Raw genomic sequence first — 17,578 nt, 5'->3', positions numbered from 1 at the left:
AGAGCAGCCACTACGCAAGTAGGCGCGAATCTAAAAAACCGTTCTCAGTTCGGATCGGAGTCTGCAACTCGACTCCGTGAAGCTGGATTCGCTAGTAATCGCAGATCAGCCATGCTGCGGTGAATACGTTCCCGGGCCTTGTACACACCGCCCGTCAAGCCATGGAAGCTGGGGGTACCTGAAGTCGGTGACCGCAAGGAGCTGCCTAGGGTAAAACTGGTAACTAGGGCTAAGTCGTAACAAGGTAGCCGTACCGGAAGGTGCGGCTGGAACACCTCCTTTCTAGAGACAAAAAAAAGGATGTGATTTAAAATTAAAATTAAATTAAAATCTTACTCTCGCTGTTAATTCAAAAAAAAGAAAAGGCTTAAAATACAGAGTCTCGTAGCTCAGCTGGTTAGAGTACTACACTGATAATGTAGGGGTCGGCAGTTCGAGTCTGCCCGGGACTACTATTTAAAGTTATAAAAAAGGAAATTCTAGAAGCGAATTTTGAATTATAAATTTTAAATGATGAATTTGAAAAATAATTCAAAAAAATAATTCAACATTCAAAATAGACAATGGGGGATTAGCTCAGCTGGCTAGAGCGCCTGCCTTGCACGCAGGAGGTCATCGGTTCGACTCCGATATTCTCCACAACAGCCCCTCCTAACCTCCCCAAAGGGGAGGAACATAGAGCAATCGGCTCTCCCCCTTCGGGGGAGCTGGAGGGGGCTCAAAGTTCATTGACATATTGAGATAAACATACAAACAAGTAGAAAGAACATCTTTAGTGATTAGTAAAAAAGCAATAGGCACTAGTGGCTTATGGCTATTGACTAATGGCTAAAATAATAAAGAAAACAATAAGCAAAATAAGGGCGTATGGGGAATGCCTAGGCTCTCAGAGGCGAAGAAGGACGTGATAAGCTGCGAAAAGCTGCGGGGATCGGCACATACGAATTGATCCGCAGATATCCCAATGGGGCAACCCACTATGTTGAAGACATAGTATCCGATAGGAGGCGAACCCGCTGAACTGAAACATCTAAGTAGGCGGAGGAGAAGAAAACAAAAGTGATTGCGTAAGTAGTGGCGAGCGAAAGCGCATTAGCCCAAACCGTTGTTGTTACGGCAATAACGGGGTTGTAGGACCACAATATTTCTTGTAAACTGAATTAGAATAACCTGGAAAGGTTAACCCAAGAGGGTGATAGTCCCGTATAAGTAAAGAATATAAAGAATAGTGTTATCCTGAGTAGGGCGGGGCACGTGAAACCCTGTCTGAATCTGGCGGGACCATCCGCTAAGGCTAAATACTCCTGAGAGACCGATAGTGAACCAGTACCGTGAGGGAAAGGTGAAAAGAACCGTGAATAACGGAGTGAAATAGAACCTGAAACCATACGCCTACAAGCGGTCGGAGCAGCATAATCTGTGACGGCGTGCCTTTTGCATAATGAGCCTACGAGTTACCGTTGCTGGCAAGGTTAAGTGATTAAGTCACGGATCCGTAGCGAAAGCGAGTCTGAATAGGGCGCGATTCAATCTAAGGGGTTGAAAGCGTATTTATACGCTTAAGTCAGTAGTGGTAGACGCGAAACCGTGTGATCTACCCATGGACAGGATGAAGCTTTGTTAACCCAAAGTGGAGGTCCGAACCCGTTGACGTTGAAAAGTCTTGGGATGATCTGTGGGTAGGGGTGAAAGGCCAATCAAACTCGGAAATAGCTCGTACTCCCCGAAATGCATTTAGGTGCAGCGCTCAAGTTAAGTTATATAGAGGTAGAGCTACTGATTGGATGCGGGGGCTTCACCGCCTACCAATTCCTGACAAACTCCGAATGCTATATAATATATTGAGCAGTGAGGGCTTGGGTGCTAAGGTCCAAGTCCGAGAGGGAAAGAACCCAGACCATCAGCTAAGGTCCCCAAATGTATGCTAAGTTGAACAAACGCGGTTTGATTGCATCGACAGCTAGGATGTTGGCTTGGAAGCAGCCATTCATTTAAAGAGTGCGTAACAGCTCACTAGTCGAGCGATCGAGCATGGATAATAATCGGGCATAAGCATACTACCGAAGCTATGGATTTGTACTAAGTACAAGTGGTAGGGGAGCATTCTAACATCGCCGAAGGTATCTTGTGAGAGGTGCTGGAGAGGTTAGAAAAGAAAATGTAGGCATAAGTAACGATAAGGGGTGCGAGAAACACCCCCGCCGAAAAACTAAGGTTTCCGCAGCTATGCTAATCAGCTGCGGGTTAGTCGGGTCCTAAGGCAAATCCGAAAGGAGTAGTCGATGGCCAACGGGTTAATATTCCCGTACTAGTTATAATTGTGATGGAGTGACGCAGTGGTGAAAGTACCGCGAACTGACGGAATAGTTCGTTAAAGCACTTAGCTAAAGGCCCGGTAGGCAAATCCGCTGGGACTGGTGAAATGCGATAGTACTCGGATTCTTCGGATGAAGGGATAGTGTACCTAAAGGCTGCCAAGAAAACCTTCTAAACATAGATTATAAGTACCCGTACCGTAAACCGACACAGGTAGTTGAGGAGAGTATCCTAAGGCGCTCGAGAGATTCATGGCTAAGGAATTAGGCAAAATAGACCTGTAACTTCGGGAGAAAGGTCGCCAGCGCAAGCTGGCCGCAGTGAAAAGGTCCAGGCGACTGTTTATCAAAAACACAGGGCTCTGCAAAATCGTAAGATGACGTATAGGGCCTGACACCTGCCCGGTGCTGGAAGGTTAAGAGGAGATGTTATCTTCGGAGAAGCATTGAATTGAAGCCCCAGTAAACGGCGGCCGTAACTATAACGGTCCTAAGGTAGCGAAATTCCTTGTCGGGTAAGTTCCGACCTGCACGAATGGTGTAACGATCTGGACACTGTCTCAGCCATGAGCTCGGTGAAATTGTAGTATCGGTGAAGATGCCGATTACCCGCAGTGGGACGAAAAGACCCTGTGCACCTTTACTATAGCTTAGTATTGGTCTTGGATAAGTGATGTGTAGGATAGGTGGGAGACTGTGAAATGGCGTCGCCAGGCGTTGTGGAGTCATTGTTGAAATACCACCCTTTGCTTATCTGAGGTCTAACTCCTAAAAAAGGAGGACATTGCTTGGTGGGTAGTTTGACTGGGGTGGTCGCCTCCAAAAGAGTAACGGAGGCTTCTAAAGGTTCCCTCAGCACGCTTGGTAACCGTGCGTAGAGTGCAATGGCAAAAGGGAGCTTGACTGAGAGACATACAGGTCGATCAGGTACGAAAGTAGAGCATAGTGATCCGGTGGTTCCGCATGGAAGGGCCATCGCTCAAAGGATAAAAGGTACGCCGGGGATAACAGGCTGATCTCCCCCAAGAGCTCACATCGACGGGGGGGTTTGGCACCTCGATGTCGGCTCGTCACATCCTGGGGCTGGAGAAGGTCCCAAGGGTTGGGCTGTTCGCCCATTAAAGTGGCACGCGAGCTGGGTTCAGAACGTCGTGAGACAGTTCGGTCTCTATCTACTGTGGGCGTTAGAAATTTGAGTGGATCTGACTCTAGTACGAGAGGACCGAGTTGGACCAACCGCTGGTGTATCTGTTGTTCCGCCAGGAGCACCGCAGAGTAGCTACGTTGGGAAGGGATAAGCGCTGAAAGCATATAAGCGCGAAACCCACCACAAGATGAGATTTCTTTTAAGGGTCGTGGAAGATGACCACGTTGATAGGCTATAGATGTAAAGGCAGTAATGTCAGAGTCAAGTAGTACTAATAACCCGTAAGCTTATTGTAGCCCCACCCAACCTCCCCAAAGGGGAGGAGTCAGGGTGGGGCGTAAAATTCTTTCTTTACCTAAAAAGGATTATAAACAAATTTGAATATTTATCTCAATATGTTAAAATATTAGCCATTAGGCAAAAGGCATAAGCCAAGAGTTTAATGGAAAAGCACAAACTAGTGGCTTATGGCTATTAGCTAATGCCTTTAAAATCTTAAGGTGGTTATTGCGGCGGGGCTCACCTCTTCCCATTTCGAACAGAGAAGTTAAGCCCGCCAGCGTCGATGGTACTGCATATTGTGGGAGAGTAGATCGCTGCCTTTCTTTATTCCAAAATAGTTGGAATCGACATAAAATTCCCCTGTAGATCAGGGGATTTTTTATCCTCGCAAAGTACAAAAGTTCCTAAATAGATTGAAAACCAAGAATTTTAAAATTTTTGAAAAAAAATAAGAAAACCCTTGGAAATACTAAAAGAAACACTATCTTTGCACCCGCTAAGACGAAAAGTCAAAAGCGAAAAAAAATAAGAATAAAAAGTTCATAGACATATTGGATTGACAGCACGTTTTAATAGAGATATTAAAACAATAAAATTTAAGAGAGTAAGAAAACTAGCATTCTTTGTCCACAATATTTAACCTTAGGGTTACAAAAGATATACGATGAAGAGTTTGATCCTGGCTCAGGATGAACGCTAGCGGCAGGCTTAACACATGCAAGTCGAGGGGTAGAAGGAGCTTGCTCCTTTGAGACCGGCGTACGGGTGCGTAACGCGTATGTAATCTACCTTGTACAGGGGGATAGCCCAGAGAAATTTGGATTAATACCCCATAGTATTATGATGTGGCCTCACATTATGATTAAAGTTCCAACGGTACAAGATGAGCATGCGTCCCATTAGCTAGATGGTAAGGTAACGGCTTACCATGGCCACGATGGGTAGGGGTCCTGAGAGGGAGATCCCCCACACTGGTACTGAGACACGGACCAGACTCCTACGGGAGGCAGCAGTGAGGAATATTGGGCAATGGTCGCAAGACTGACCCAGCCATGCCGCGTGCAGGATGACGCATCTATGGTGTGTAAACTGCTTTTGTACAGGAAGAAACACTCCCTTGCGAGGGAGCTTGACGGTACTGTAAGAATAAGGATCGGCTAACTCCGTGCCAGCAGCCGCGGTAATACGGAGGATCCAAGCGTTATCCGGAATCATTGGGTTTAAAGGGTCCGTAGGCGGTTTTATAAGTCAGTGGTGAAATCTGGTCGCTCAACGATCAAACGGCCATTGATACTGTAAGACTTGAATTACTTGGAAGTAACTAGAATATGTAGTGTAGCGGTGAAATGCTTAGAGATTACATGGAATACCAATTGCGAAGGCAGGTTACTACGAGTATATTGACGCTGATGGACGAAAGCGTGGGGAGCGAACAGGATTAGATACCCTGGTAGTCCACGCCGTAAACGATGGATACTAGCTGTTTGGGGCAACCTGAGTGGCTAAGCGAAAGTGATAAGTATCCCACCTGGGGAGTACGCTCGCAAGAGTGAAACTCAAAGGAATTGACGGGGGCCCGCACAAGCGGAGGAGCATGTGGTTTAATTCGATGATACGCGAGGAACCTTACCAAGGCTTAAATGGGAAACGACAGATTTGGAAACAGATCTTTCTTCGGACGTTTTTCAAGGTGCTGCATGGTTGTCGTCAGCTCGTGCCGTGAGGTGTCAGGTTAAGTCCTATAACGAGCGCAACCCCTGTTGTTAGTTGCCATCGAGTAAGGTCGGGAACTCTAACAAGACTGCCGGTGCAAACCGTGAGGAAGGTGGGGATGACGTCAAATCATCACGGCCCTTACGCCTTGGGCTACACACGTGCTACAATGGACGGTACAGAGAGCAGCCACTACGCAAGTAGGCGCGAATCTAAAAAACCGTTCTCAGTTCGGATCGGAGTCTGCAACTCGACTCCGTGAAGCTGGATTCGCTAGTAATCGCAGATCAGCCATGCTGCGGTGAATACGTTCCCGGGCCTTGTACACACCGCCCGTCAAGCCATGGAAGCTGGGGGTACCTGAAGTCGGTGACCGCAAGGAGCTGCCTAGGGTAAAACTGGTAACTAGGGCTAAGTCGTAACAAGGTAGCCGTACCGGAAGGTGCGGCTGGAACACCTCCTTTCTAGAGACAAAAAAAAAGGATGTGATTTAAAATTAAAATTAAATTAAAATCTTACTCTCGCTGTTAATTCAAAAAAAAGAAAAGGCTTAAAATACAGAGTCTCGTAGCTCAGCTGGTTAGAGTACTACACTGATAATGTAGGGGTCGGCAGTTCGAGTCTGCCCGGGACTACTATTTAAAGTTATAAAAAAGGAAATTCTAGAAGCGAATTTTGAATTATAAATTTTAAATGATGAATTTGAAAAATAATTCAAAAAAATAATTCAACATTCAAAATAGACAATGGGGGATTAGCTCAGCTGGCTAGAGCGCCTGCCTTGCACGCAGGAGGTCATCGGTTCGACTCCGATATTCTCCACAACAGCCCCTCCTAACCTCCCCAAAGGGGAGGAACATAGAGCAATCGGCTCTCCCCCTTCGGGGGAGCTGGAGGGGGCTCAAAGTTCATTGACATATTGAGATAAACATACAAACAAGTAGAAAGAACATCTTTAGTGATTAGTAAAAAAGCAATAGGCACTAGTGGCTTATGGCTATTGACTAATGGCTAAAATAATAAAGAAAACAATAAGCAAAATAAGGGCGTATGGGGAATGCCTAGGCTCTCAGAGGCGAAGAAGGACGTGATAAGCTGCGAAAAGCTGCGGGGATCGGCACATACGAATTGATCCGCAGATATCCCAATGGGGCAACCCACTATGTTGAAGACATAGTATCCGATAGGAGGCGAACCCGCTGAACTGAAACATCTAAGTAGGCGGAGGAGAAGAAAACAAAAGTGATTGCGTAAGTAGTGGCGAGCGAAAGCGCATTAGCCCAAACCGTTGTTGTTACGGCAATAACGGGGTTGTAGGACCACAATATTTCTTGTAAACTGAATTAGAATAACCTGGAAAGGTTAACCCAAGAGGGTGATAGTCCCGTATAAGTAAAGAATATAAAGAATAGTGTTATCCTGAGTAGGGCGGGGCACGTGAAACCCTGTCTGAATCTGGCGGGACCATCCGCTAAGGCTAAATACTCCTGAGAGACCGATAGTGAACCAGTACCGTGAGGGAAAGGTGAAAAGAACCGTGAATAACGGAGTGAAATAGAACCTGAAACCATACGCCTACAAGCGGTCGGAGCAGCATAATCTGTGACGGCGTGCCTTTTGCATAATGAGCCTACGAGTTACCGTTGCTGGCAAGGTTAAGTGATTAAGTCACGGATCCGTAGCGAAAGCGAGTCTGAATAGGGCGCGATTCAATCCAAGGGATTGAAAGCGTATTTATACGCTTAAGTCAGTAGTGGTAGACGCGAAACCGTGTGATCTACCCATGGACAGGATGAAGCTTTGTTAACCCAAAGTGGAGGTCCGAACCCGTTGACGTTGAAAAGTCTTGGGATGATCTGTGGGTAGGGGTGAAAGGCCAATCAAACTCGGAAATAGCTCGTACTCCCCGAAATGCATTTAGGTGCAGCGCTCAAGTTAAGTTATATAGAGGTAGAGCTACTGATTGGATGCGGGGGCTTCACCGCCTACCAATTCCTGACAAACTCCGAATGCTATATAATATATTGAGCAGTGAGGGCTTGGGTGCTAAGGTCCAAGTCCGAGAGGGAAAGAACCCAGACCATCAGCTAAGGTCCCCAAATGTATGCTAAGTTGAACAAACGCGGTTTGATTGCATCGACAGCTAGGATGTTGGCTTGGAAGCAGCCATTCATTTAAAGAGTGCGTAACAGCTCACTAGTCGAGCGATCGAGCATGGATAATAATCGGGCATAAGCATACTACCGAAGCTATGGATTTGTACTAAGTACAAGTGGTAGGGGAGCATTCTAACATCGCCGAAGGTATCTTGTGAGAGGTGCTGGAGAGGTTAGAAAAGAAAATGTAGGCATAAGTAACGATAAGGGGTGCGAGAAACACCCCCGCCGAAAAACTAAGGTTTCCGCAGCTATGCTAATCAGCTGCGGGTTAGTCGGGTCCTAAGGCAAATCCGAAAGGAGTAGTCGATGGCCAACGGGTTAATATTCCCGTACTAGTTATAATTGTGATGGAGTGACGCAGTGGTGAAAGTACCGCGAACTGACGGAATAGTTCGTTAAAGCACTTAGCTAAAGGCCCGGTAGGCAAATCCGCTGGGACTGGTGAAATGCGATAGTACTCGGATTCTTCGGATGAAGGGATAGTGTACCTAAAGGCTGCCAAGAAAACCTTCTAAACATAGATTATAAGTACCCGTACCGTAAACCGACACAGGTAGTTGAGGAGAGTATCCTAAGGCGCTCGAGAGATTCATGGCTAAGGAATTAGGCAAAATAGACCTGTAACTTCGGGAGAAAGGTCGCCAGCGCAAGCTGGCCGCAGTGAAAAGGTCCAGGCGACTGTTTATCAAAAACACAGGGCTCTGCAAAATCGTAAGATGACGTATAGGGCCTGACACCTGCCCGGTGCTGGAAGGTTAAGAGGAGATGTTATCTTCGGAGAAGCATTGAATTGAAGCCCCAGTAAACGGCGGCCGTAACTATAACGGTCCTAAGGTAGCGAAATTCCTTGTCGGGTAAGTTCCGACCTGCACGAATGGTGTAACGATCTGGACACTGTCTCAGCCATGAGCTCGGTGAAATTGTAGTATCGGTGAAGATGCCGATTACCCGCAGTGGGACGAAAAGACCCTGTGCACCTTTACTATAGCTTAGTATTGGTCTTGGATAAGTGATGTGTAGGATAGGTGGGAGACTGTGAAATGGCGTCGCCAGGCGTTGTGGAGTCATTGTTGAAATACCACCCTTTGCTTATCTGAGGTCTAACTCCTAAAAAAGGAGGACATTGCTTGGTGGGTAGTTTGACTGGGGTGGTCGCCTCCAAAAGAGTAACGGAGGCTTCTAAAGGTTCCCTCAGCACGCTTGGTAACCGTGCGTAGAGTGCAATGGCAAAAGGGAGCTTGACTGAGAGACATACAGGTCGATCAGGTACGAAAGTAGAGCATAGTGATCCGGTGGTTCCGCATGGAAGGGCCATCGCTCAAAGGATAAAAGGTACGCCGGGGATAACAGGCTGATCTCCCCCAAGAGCTCACATCGACGGGGGGGTTTGGCACCTCGATGTCGGCTCGTCACATCCTGGGGCTGGAGAAGGTCCCAAGGGTTGGGCTGTTCGCCCATTAAAGTGGCACGCGAGCTGGGTTCAGAACGTCGTGAGACAGTTCGGTCTCTATCTACTGTGGGCGTTAGAAATTTGAGTGGATCTGACTCTAGTACGAGAGGACCGAGTTGGACCAACCGCTGGTGTATCTGTTGTTCCGCCAGGAGCACCGCAGAGTAGCTACGTTGGGAAGGGATAAGCGCTGAAAGCATATAAGCGCGAAACCCACCACAAGATGAGATTTCTTTTAAGGGTCGTGGAAGATGACCACGTTGATAGGCTATAGATGTAAAGGCAGTAATGTCAGAGTCAAGTAGTACTAATAACCCGTAAGCTTATTGTAGCCCCACCCAACCTCCCCAAAGGGGAGGAGTCAGGGTGGGGCGTAAAATTCTTTCTTTACCTAAAAAGGATTATAAACAAATTTGAATATTTATCTCAATATGTTAAAATATTAGCCATTAGGCAAAAGGCATAAGCCAAGAGTTTAATGGAAAAGCACAAACTAGTGGCTTATGGCTATTAGCTAATGCCTTTAAAATCTTAAGGTGGTTATTGCGGCGGGGCTCACCTCTTCCCATTTCGAACAGAGAAGTTAAGCCCGCCAGCGTCGATGGTACTGCATATTGTGGGAGAGTAGATCGCTGCCTTTCTTTAAAACCCTTCATCTATACGATGAGGGGTTTTTCTTTTATAGAAATTGTTAATGGAATACCGCAATCACCGCGTGAGCGGGCGTAGCAAGCTACCGTGTAGCGCGAAGCACGCGACCCGCCTTTAGGTTGGTTTGCGCCAAGGGCTATAGTGAATGTTGATTGAGGCGGGGCACGCCAAAAAAATAGCTTTTGAAGTATAAAATGGCTATATTTGCAGACTTTTTAAAAATAATTAACCATGAAAGCAGGTATTGTAGGCTTACCGAATGTAGGAAAATCGACTTTATTCAATTGTTTGTCGAATGCGAAGGCACAGAGTGCTAATTTTCCGTTTTGTACGATTGAACCGAATATTGGGGTGGTGAATGTGCCAGATCCTCGTTTGGAAAAATTAGAAGAATTGGTTAATCCAGAGCGTGTGTTGCCTGCTACTGTTGAGATTGTGGATATTGCTGGATTGGTGAAGGGAGCTAGTAAAGGTGAAGGTTTAGGAAATCAATTTTTAGGTAATATTCGCGAGTGTAATGCGATTATTCATGTGTTGCGTTGTTTTGACAATGATAATATTGTGCATGTGGATGGTAATGTGAATCCGATTCGTGATAAGGAGACGATTGATATTGAGTTGCAATTGAAAGATTTAGAAACGGTTGAAAAGCGTTTGGATAAGGCTAAAAAGACGGCTAAATCGGGTAATAAGGAAGCTATTGTTGAGGCGGATTTATTAGAGCGTATTAAGGCTGTTTTGTTAGAAGGTAAATCAGCTCGTGTGATTGAGCCTAAGAATCAGGATGAGGAAGATTGTTTGAATGGGATTCAGTTGATTACGTCTAAGCCTGTATTGTATGTTTGTAACGTGGATGAATCGTCTGCGGCAACGGGTAATGTGTATGTGGAACAGGTAAAGGAGTTGGTGAAGGATGAGAATGCTCAGGTAATTGTATTGGCTGTTGCTACGGAGGCAGATATCACGGAATTGGAAACGTATGAGGAACGTCAGATGTTTTTGGGAGATATGGGCTTGGAAGAACCTGGTGTTTCTAAATTAATTCGTTCGGCTTATAAGTTGTTGAATTTGCAAACGTATTTTACTGCGGGTGTGAAGGAGGTTCGTGCTTGGACTATCAAAATTGGTGATACGGCTCCGAAAGCGGCTGGTGTAATTCATACGGATTTTGAGAAAGGGTTTATCCGTGCGGAGGTTATTGCTTATGAAGATTATGTGGCTTTTGGTTCTGAGGCTAAGGTTAAGGAGGCTGGTAAGTTGCGTGTGGAAGGTAAGGAGTATATTGTGAAGGATGGTGATGTAATGCACTTTAGATTTAATGTATAACGTGTTATTAACGATATAAAAATAGGGGTCGTTGATATTGGGAACAGTAATTATAATAAATTGGAAAATGGTCACAGAGATTTATCTATTGAAGAGTTACAAAAATTAGCAAAGCTTTTTAATCTTACAGCGGATCAGATTTTAAATTACGAAAATATTATTCCTGAAGAAGTGACTATAACGGATAAACCAGACTTTGAAAAACTTCATTTGATTAATCAATTAGATGAGGAAGATAAGACGACTATTTTTAAAATAGTAGACACTATGCTTACTAAAAAGAAGTTTAAGGATTTCTTTAATAAAAATGTAGTCTCTTTATAAAATATCAAAAGCACCCTTTTGTAGAGTGCTTTTGTCTTATTTATATTTCCACAAAGCTCGAAACGTTTGCGGAGCATGTTCGTCTTAAAAAAATTATTGTCAGACTTTGAGAGTAAAGACAAACAATGTTTACTACTTACCGTAGATAATTTTATTAAAGCTACTAAATTGAATAGCTTGTAAAAAGATTAAAACCCTCATTTGAGGGTTTTATTTTTTAATGTACTTCTATATCAAAAGAAAGGGTATCTATAAAAACAGGGGTAACTTTATCTTTAAATTCGTATTTAACGATACTTTGTATTGTATTTTTACCTTTTTTAGTAAGAACTTCTTCTACATTCCATTGGCAAGGTTCTATATGCTTTAAAGTTCGTTTGACTTTTGAATTATCAACGCTTATATTTTCTATTTTTATACTACGTTTGGCGTTGGGGATATTGGCTATTAAATATTTATGTATTAAAGTATCACCGACTTTTAAATATTGATTTTCTTTAATTTTAAAAAAATCTTTATTTAATAATTTTAGTTGATAAATTTCAATTATTGATTTTCCTTGTATATTTTTTATTTTACCATTTTCCTTGAAAAGAATACTAAAAGTAGGTTTTCCATAGTCATCAAATAACCCATAATCGTATAAAGTATATCGCTTTTCTTTACCATTATAATAATATTCTTTGCTTTCTAAAGTTATTTTACTACTTTTTCGATAGTGTATTGATTTCAATTTTCCATTATCATAGTAATATTTGCATTTCCCTTGAATATCACCATTAGTAAAATTACCCTCAGCAATTTTTATTCCTTGATTATTATAGTTTATAAACTTTCCTTGAAAAATGGTATCCCCATTTTTAAGAATATATTCATTTGTACCAATCAATTTACCTTGTTTGTCAAACTCTTTTAACAAATAAGTATTCTTTTTTTCTTGCAAAAAAAGAATGTAAAAAATAACAAGTAGTATTGCAAAGATTAGTATGAAAATAATTCTTTTTCTATTTTTCTCCATCCTTTTTAGCTCTTACTGATTCTTTAATAAGTTTACCTCTTTTATCATATTCAAGAATTCTTATAGAATCTACTTTAGGTTCTTTTTCTCCTTTATTAGCTTCTTTCAAATCACTATAGGCTCCTTTAGTGGAGTATCCTGCATCAATAGAACTACCTATATTATCAATAGCGTCTATAATTCTGTTAGGATGACCTAATAATCCATCTCCAATTGATTGTAATCCATTTGTTGATAATCCAAAAATGTCAATATCCATATCTTCAACTTTTTCAGCGTAATTAGCTGTTTCCAGACCACGTTTTACCGCAGGATCATTTTTTTCTTTATTGATAAAATTAATTCCTCTTTTAAAATGTCCTTTAGAATTACCTTGTAATTTGTCATTTTTTTCTTGAGGGATAGATAGTATTAAATTATCTAATTTTTCAGCTATACTTTTAATGGGTTCAATGACATCTTTATTAAATTTGTTAACCTTGTAACTTGAAAAATCATCTTTTAAAGTTTGTTTTACTTCTCTCCAAAAGTTTTTCAACCATTTTGGAGGATTTGGAGCTTTCCCATCGGGATCGATCAAAACTAAAGGATTATTAAGACAATAATTATAAGGTGAAGCATTGGGGAACTTCTCCGCTAGTGGGTCAGTACTTAACCACAACTGCACGATTTTTGCCTCGTGCGAGTGAATGGTTTTTAATTTTGGTTGGTATGTCAGCTGTAAAGATCCCATTGTTTCAAAGATAAATTTTTATTTTCAATTGAAAAAAAAGAATTTATTTTTATCTATTATGCTCTCTTTTTTTGGAAGAGAGCCATTTTTTATTTTCAATTGAAAAAAAAAGCTTCTTGGCTCTTTTCCCAAAAAAGAGAGCCAACAACCGAAGGGCGTTAGTATGCGGTTCAACAACGAACACCCCCAAGCACCGCAGGGAAGTAAAAAAGGCGTTAAGCGGTTAGTGGTATAAAAAAGCCGTTTTAGTTACCGAGGAGCGAAGAGGCGGTGTTGCGGCAATGTGCCGAAGCCTGCGACACACAATGCGGACGAGGAGGAACGAGGAGGAGCAATGTGGCGCAGTGTGCTGAAAGCATAGCCCTGAAGCGTAACGGAGTGAAGCAAATCTAATGGGCAGTAGCTTTGCTACACCTTGCAGGGCGTACTGAGGGCGCAGGGAGCAACCGCCATATTAACAAGGGGCGACAGATGCAAAGACGGCTTAACGTTGGATGGAGCCTTGGGAGCGGTCTTGCAGATGTAGTAGCCCCGACGAACGCAGGAAGTGAACGTGTGAAGACTGGGAACGAAGACAACAAAAAAAGAGCTGCTTTTTTTCTAAGCTGCTCTTTTTTTTGGTGGCGAGTGGACTGTGGAACGGAGGCTTTTTCAGCCGACTGGAACAGCCCAGCGGAACAAAGAGAACGACCGGAGGGAGACCTTTTGATTGCTGTTCTTTTGTTTGAAATTTATATTATTTTAATTGATATAAATAACCGATTTTTTTATGTGTAGAAACGAGGATTATCTTATCCATTTTTAAAAGAATTTTGATGATTCTTGCTGTTTGGGTTTTCTTATAATGGATGATTTGACTAATATTTTTTGCTGTTAAAATTTGGTCTTCTTTTGTGTTGTTTTTTAAGATTTGATAGATTTCTTTTGCTGTTTGTTCTTCTGTACGATAACTTCTTAAAACCATGATTTCCAATAGATTTAAACTCGCTACAATGTCTTCTCTTGTAGTAACAAATTTTTGTTTTTCCATTGCTCGATGTTTTTGATTGATTAATGTAATATAATGCGTTAATAGTTTGTAGTAATACTGATATTCTGATGGGTATTTGTCTAAAACTACTTTGTAAAAGGGATTGATGGTTTCTTCTTTAGGAAAAATTTGGTGTAAGATTTCAATTAAATATAAGAGTAAATGATTAGTGTAACTACGACCTTTTTTACCTGTATGATTGTTTTGCTTACTCATTTTTTTGGGATTTGGGACAATAGCCTTTTTTTTAAACATAATCAGTTGAAAATAAAAAGAATAATGATTATTTAATTGTCCCAAGATTGTCCCACATTGTCCCTAACCTTTGTCATAACTTACTTCTCTTTCTGATGTTTTAGTTCCTGTATCTGATTCATTAAGAAGTCTTTAATCTCACTTCGTAACTTTTGATGGTTGTCCCAATAATCAATTACATATTTTTGTAATCGTAAATTTCCTCCATATTTTATAGTAATGTATTCTAAGTCAACCAATTGTATCATAAATCGTGAACATTGACTTTTGCTAATATTAAATTCTTGTCTTATTTCTCTTTGGGTAAATTCTTTGTTTTGGTTTTTTAAATATTTCTTTAATCGTTCAAAAAATTGTCTTAAACTGCCATCGAGTTCATCCACTTTGAGTATTATACTTTCAAAAAGTACTTCGGTTGCTTGTTCTATGTCTTCGATTTCGGTGATTAGAGCCTCCCCAACCCCTCCAAAGGAGGGACTTTTAACTATTTGACGTTGATACTGATTTAAGAAGGTTACTTGTTTGATAACGGCTTGATACATTTCATTTAATCGTCTTATTTTATGTACTTTCTCTGGTAGGTGTAATTGGGTGGCGTACGGATTAATGACTTCATATATCTTTAAATTTCTAACGATACTTTGTATAAATCCTATTGCTTTTTGACTTTCGTTTGGGTCTATTTCTCCTGCGTTTCGTTTGTTTTGGTATTCGATTATTTTGGCGGTTTGTTCCTTGCTCTCGTCAACGGCTATTAAAAAACTTCTGCTCATATTATCCTCGTAGGTTTCGCCTTTGGTGGTGGCTGATAGACTGGAGAACTGACCTTTTACTATTTTATGAGAAGATTTATTATTTCCTTTTTTGTCTTTGATAGTTACGGAGCTTCTTAAAACTTGATTGCTTATAAATTCTCGCAGTGCATATAGTGCATCTTCTTTTAAACCGTCTAAATCTTCAATGATGATTACTTTTTGGAATAAATCAAACTCGCCCCAGTTGTATAAACTGCTTTCGGTAATTCGTGTAAAACGCAATACATCTTCTGGTGGCATAAGGTCTGCAATTCGGTTTATAATATGTGTTTTTCCGCTACCGCTGGATCCTTGTACGAGTGCGTGTAAGGGGCTTTTGTTTAAATAACTGATGATGATTAAAAAGAGTAACATTCGGCTGTTTTCTTCGCCTACTATGCCTGCTTTTCCGATTTCTATATTTAAGTTTTTGAGTAGATGTTTTCGTTTTAGGAAGTTAAGCCCCCCAACCCCCGAAGGGGGCGTTTCTAACTTTGTGGATAATTCCTCCTTTTTATTTTCCTCTGAAAAAGAAAGGTTTTCTGTCGGTTTTTGGCTATTGCTTAATGGCTTTCTTTTGTCTAAAAGTTCAATAAATATTTCTTCATTGTGTAGTTGTAGTGTTTCGTTGATGTCTTTGTTTATGGGTTCTAACACACTTATTTTTATTGTTGGTAGTAATTCAAGTAAGACTTGTGAATAATTCGTTGTCGCCGTGCGACCTGCTGTATCATTGTCAAAAGCAAAGATGATTTCTTCTAGTTGTTTGAGTGCTGTAATGGCTTTGATATGTTCTTCAGTTAGTCCGTTGGTTCCATAACAGGCTAAAGCCCCCCAACCTCCAAAGGGGGAGTTTGTAGAATCTTCTTGATTTTGCTGGATTTGTAAGGATTGTATCAAACTTGCACAGTCAATAATACTTTCGGTTAAGATGATTTTTTTAGTATTTACATGGGGATAATTGGGGTATAAACCTTGTCTATTTTTTAGATAAAAATGTTTGCTTTCTTTCTCATTTAATGTACTTCTAAAGTATAAACCCACTACTTTATTTTCTCTGTTTTTTAAAGCAAAAACAATACACCATTTGCCAAAAACGTTGTAAGCGGTTTCTCCTGTTCTGCCTTTGTTTCCTTTATCAATTAGTAAACCATATTCTAAACATTGATTTATTAATTTTTCTTCTCTTCTTGCGCCGTGATGGAACTGCCCACCATTGTAACCAACTTCTATTTTTTTATTGTCTAAACTTCTGCTTTGTAGATATTCTTTTGCTGGTTTACTGTTGCTAATGGCATTTTTAAAATACTGGTACATATTGCCCAAAAATTGTTCTCGTGATAAATCTTGCTGATACCTTTCGTTTTTGTTGGGTTCTTTGTGTCCTAAAATCTCAACCGCTTTGTTAATGGCTTCGTGTTTTGTGCAGTTTTCTTTATGCAGTATAAAATCAATCACATCGATACTTTTGCCGTGAGTTTTGCAATTGGAACTAAAACAGTACGCCGTTTGTGTTTTGTAATACACTTGAAAACTTGGGGTTTTATCTTCGTGGAACGGACAGTTTAAACGACTTTGTTTGTCGGTTTTTAATCCGTAGTAGTGCAATACGTTTGTTATGGTTAATTTTTCTTTGATGTCTTGGATTTCCATTGTTGATAATTTATTTTGTTATCATTTAAGAACAAAATAAATCATAAAAGATAAACTATACAAGAATCATAATCTTTATTTTATTAACAAAGTGATAAACAAAATATTTCATTCATTATCTTTGTTGATAATTATAGCACATATTATACTCTAATTAGATAACAAAATGAGCACTTTAGGAGAAAGAATACAGCAATTGCGTAAAGCAAATAATATAACCCAGCAAGATTTAGGGAGCAAGATAAATATTTCGCATCCTCAAATTGTTAGGTATGAAACTAAAGGAGTACAACCGCCTGCCGATGTTTTAAACAAATTAGCTGAAGTATTTGGTGTGTCTATTGATTACCTTGTAAATGGTAATACCAATGAAAAAGCCCAACAAACGCTTAAAGATGCCGAGCTTATAAAAGAATTTCAAAAGATTGAAGAACTACCACAAGAAGAAAAAAACACTATCCTTAAAGTAATTTCTGCTTATATAAGAGATTTTAAAACTAAACAATCATATACTTTGTAAAAACAATAAACCCCGAGTGTTGGCTCGGGGTTTATTGTTTTCTAATTGACTTTTTTTCTATTACAAATAAAATGAGAACACAAAAAACTTACTATTGCTATTACCAACATTAAAATCACCAATCTACTTGTTAGACCAAAAAAGATAAGGCTAAATATTAAATAAGAAGTCAATAAAACAATAGTATAAAGTAATCTAGCTTTTTTCA

7 protein-coding genes, 4 tRNA genes and 6 rRNA genes (1 of these 17 cut by a window edge) are annotated in these 17,578 nt (G+C 40.9%); 13 read left to right on the top strand and 4 right to left on the bottom strand.

Annotated features, from left to right (window positions below; genetic code table 11):
• From NAB20_RS00875 to NAB20_RS00820, 12 genes are all read left to right on the top strand, one after another.
• Positions 1–282 (top strand): 16S ribosomal RNA (locus NAB20_RS00875) (it extends 1,234 nt beyond the left edge of the window).
• 96 nt (positions 283–378) lie between these two features.
• Positions 379–452 (top strand) — tRNA-Ile (locus tag NAB20_RS00870).
• Between the two features lie 113 nt (positions 453–565).
• A tRNA-Ala gene (locus NAB20_RS00865) sits at positions 566–639 on the top strand.
• Positions 640–846: 207 nt separating this feature from the next.
• Positions 847–3,757, top strand: a 23S ribosomal RNA gene (locus tag NAB20_RS00860).
• A gap of 201 nt (positions 3,758–3,958) precedes the next feature.
• Positions 3,959–4,067, top strand: a 5S ribosomal RNA gene (rrf, locus tag NAB20_RS00855).
• Between the two features lie 338 nt (positions 4,068–4,405).
• Positions 4,406–5,921: ribosomal RNA gene (locus NAB20_RS00850) — 16S ribosomal RNA — on the top strand.
• 97 nt (positions 5,922–6,018) lie between these two features.
• A tRNA-Ile gene (locus tag NAB20_RS00845) sits at positions 6,019–6,092 on the top strand.
• Positions 6,093–6,205: 113 nt separating this feature from the next.
• A tRNA-Ala gene (locus NAB20_RS00840) sits at positions 6,206–6,279 on the top strand.
• 207 nt (positions 6,280–6,486) lie between these two features.
• A 23S ribosomal RNA gene (locus NAB20_RS00835) occupies positions 6,487–9,397 on the top strand.
• A 201-nt stretch (positions 9,398–9,598) separates the two neighbouring features.
• A 5S ribosomal RNA gene (rrf, locus tag NAB20_RS00830) occupies positions 9,599–9,707 on the top strand.
• The 16S, 23S and 5S rRNA genes sit together here with 4 tRNA genes alongside, the layout of an rRNA operon.
• Positions 9,708–9,948: 241 nt before the next feature.
• A complete protein-coding gene (gene ychF, locus NAB20_RS00825; protein WP_105195122.1) occupies positions 9,949–11,043 on the top strand; it encodes a redox-regulated ATPase YchF in 1,095 nt (364 codons plus the stop codon).
• A 60-nt stretch (positions 11,044–11,103) separates the two neighbouring features.
• Positions 11,104–11,367, top strand: coding sequence for an XRE family transcriptional regulator (locus NAB20_RS00820; RefSeq protein WP_375605358.1), 264 nt, complete (start codon positions 11,104–11,106; stop codon positions 11,365–11,367).
• A gap of 217 nt (positions 11,368–11,584) precedes the next feature.
• Here the strand turns inward: NAB20_RS00820 and NAB20_RS00815 are convergent, their stop codons facing one another.
• From NAB20_RS00815 to NAB20_RS00800, 4 genes are all read right to left on the bottom strand, one after another.
• Positions 11,585–12,385, bottom strand: coding sequence for a hypothetical protein (locus tag NAB20_RS00815; protein WP_375605357.1), 801 nt, complete (start codon positions 12,383–12,385; stop codon positions 11,585–11,587).
• Positions 12,372–13,118 (bottom strand): hypothetical protein, encoded by a 747-nt coding sequence (locus NAB20_RS00810; protein ID WP_375605356.1) that lies wholly within the window; start codon positions 13,116–13,118, stop codon positions 12,372–12,374. The genes NAB20_RS00815 and NAB20_RS00810 overlap by 14 nt, the downstream gene beginning before the upstream one ends.
• Positions 13,119–13,854: 736 nt before the next feature.
• Positions 13,855–14,364, bottom strand: a complete 510-nt coding sequence (locus NAB20_RS00805) for a hypothetical protein (RefSeq protein WP_375605355.1) — start codon at positions 14,362–14,364, stop codon at positions 13,855–13,857.
• Positions 14,365–14,483: 119 nt separating this feature from the next.
• Positions 14,484–16,850, bottom strand: coding sequence for a CHC2 zinc finger domain-containing protein (locus tag NAB20_RS00800; RefSeq protein ID WP_375605354.1), 2,367 nt, complete (start codon positions 16,848–16,850; stop codon positions 14,484–14,486).
• Positions 16,851–17,016: 166 nt separating this feature from the next.
• Here NAB20_RS00800 and NAB20_RS00795 point away from each other — a divergent pair, with 166 nt between their 5' ends.
• Complete coding sequence (locus NAB20_RS00795; RefSeq protein ID WP_088394884.1) at positions 17,017–17,370, top strand: helix-turn-helix domain-containing protein; 354 nt, start codon at positions 17,017–17,019, stop codon at positions 17,368–17,370.
• The last annotated feature ends 208 nt before the right edge of the window (positions 17,371–17,578 follow it).

The organism is Flavobacterium davisii (assembly GCF_042182265.1).
Taxonomy (GTDB): Bacteria; Bacteroidota; Bacteroidia; order Flavobacteriales; family Flavobacteriaceae; genus Flavobacterium; species Flavobacterium davisii.
This window is presented reverse-complemented; position numbering and strand designations above follow the sequence as displayed.